This window comes from Nonomuraea sp. NPDC001684 (genome assembly GCF_053596515.1).
In genome coordinates this window covers 1-1,415 of the sequence record NZ_JBSFGJ010000867.1, presented here as the reverse complement: position 1 = coordinate 1,415, position 1,415 = coordinate 1, and the positions used below count along the sequence as shown (strand labels likewise).

The window sequence follows — 1,415 nt, the reverse complement described above, 5'->3', positions numbered from 1 at the left end:
GGCCACGTCCATGAGAGTGGTGTACGAGTTTGACCTGGTCACAAGCGTGGCGGCCGTGAAATGAACACGGCCATCGCGTGATCCTTCGAGTGCGAACAAGAAGGAGATCAAAGCGATGGCCGCAGACAACAGTGTGACGCCCGCTGCATGGCTGGCGAAGCAGATCGAGACCGACGATCCGGATCTGTTGCGATCCATGGTGAAGACCATGGCCGAGGCGTTGATGTCGGCCGAAGCCGACGGCCTGTGCGGGGCGCCGTACGGCGAGCGCAGCGACGAGCGGACCAACTCCCGTAACGGTTACCGGGCCCGGCAGTGGGACACCCGCGCCGGAACGATCGAGCTGGCGATCCCGAAGCTACGCAGCGGCTCCTACTACCCCGACTGGCTGCTGGAGCGGCGCCGCCGTGCGGAGCAGGCGCTGATCAGCGTCGTGGCCACCTCCTACCTGCTCGGCGTCTCCACCCGCAGAGTCGACAAGCTGGTCGAGCAGCTCGGCATCAAACACATCTCCAAAAGCCAGGTCAGCCAGATGGCCAAGACCCTGGACGAGCAGGTCGAGGCCTTCCGCACCCGCGCCCTGGACGCCGGCCCCTACACGTTCGTGTGGCTGGACGCGCTGACGCAGAAGGTGCGTGAGGACGGCCGCACGATCAACGTGCACGCCCTGGTCGCCACCGCCGTGAACGCCAACGGGCAGCGGGAGATCCTCGGGCTGGAGGTCACCTCGGCCGAGGACGGCGCGGGCTGGCTGGCGTTCCTGCGCGGCCTGGTCGCGCGCGGCCTGTCCGGCGTGCAGCTGGTGATCTCCGACGCCCACCGCGGACTGGTCGAGGCGATCGGCGCGAGCCTGCCGGGCGCGGCCTGGCAGCGCTGCCGCACCCACTACCTGCGCAACCTGCTCACCACCGTCCCGAAATCGGCGCAGCCATGGGTGGCCACGCTGGTGCGTACCATCTTCGACCAGCCCACCAGCGAGCAGGTCCACACCCAGCACGCCTGGGTGATCGACGCGTTGGAGGCCAAGTATCCGGCCGCCTGCGAGCATCTGGACGGCGCCCGCGAGGACCTGCTGGCCTTCGCCGCCTTCCCCCGCGAGGTCTGGAAACAGATCTGGTCCAACAACCCGCAGGAGCGGCTGAACAAGGAGATCCGCCGCCGCACCGACGTGGTCGGCATCTTCCCCGACCGGGCCGCGATCGTCCGCCTGGTCGGCGCCGTTTTGGCCGAGCAGACCGACGAATGGACCGAAGCCCGCCGCTACATGGGCCTGGACGTGCTGGCCAAAGCCCGGATGCGGGTGATCCCGGGCGACACACCCGCCCAGAACCAGATCCCACAGACACTCACCGCTTAACCTGCAGAAACAGGATCACGCGAAGATCGATTCATACACCACGTCCGTGGACGTGACC

2 protein-coding genes are annotated in these 1,415 nt (G+C 67.5%); one reads left to right on the top strand and one right to left on the bottom strand.

Going from position 1 to position 1,415, the window contains the following annotated elements:
* A partial coding sequence (locus tag ACWCSD_RS52625; RefSeq protein WP_449927478.1) for a hypothetical protein occupies positions 1 to 198 on the bottom strand: 198 nt, incomplete at its 3' end.
* Here ACWCSD_RS52625 and ACWCSD_RS52620 point away from each other — a divergent pair.
* The gene (locus ACWCSD_RS52620) at positions 116 to 1,357 is read left to right on the top strand and encodes an IS256 family transposase (protein ID WP_449927475.1); all 1,242 of its coding nucleotides are present in this window, start codon (positions 116 to 118) and stop codon (positions 1,355 to 1,357) included. The two genes, ACWCSD_RS52625 and ACWCSD_RS52620, sit on opposite strands and share 83 nt — an antisense overlap.
* Positions 1,358 to 1,415: the final 58 nt, after the last annotated feature.

Bases quoted from the DNA above. Each gene is read 5' to 3' on its own strand.
- ACWCSD_RS52620 (WP_449927475.1), top strand. From the start codon at position 116: ATGGCCGCAGACAACAGTGTGACGCCCGCTGCATGGCTGGCGAAGCAG.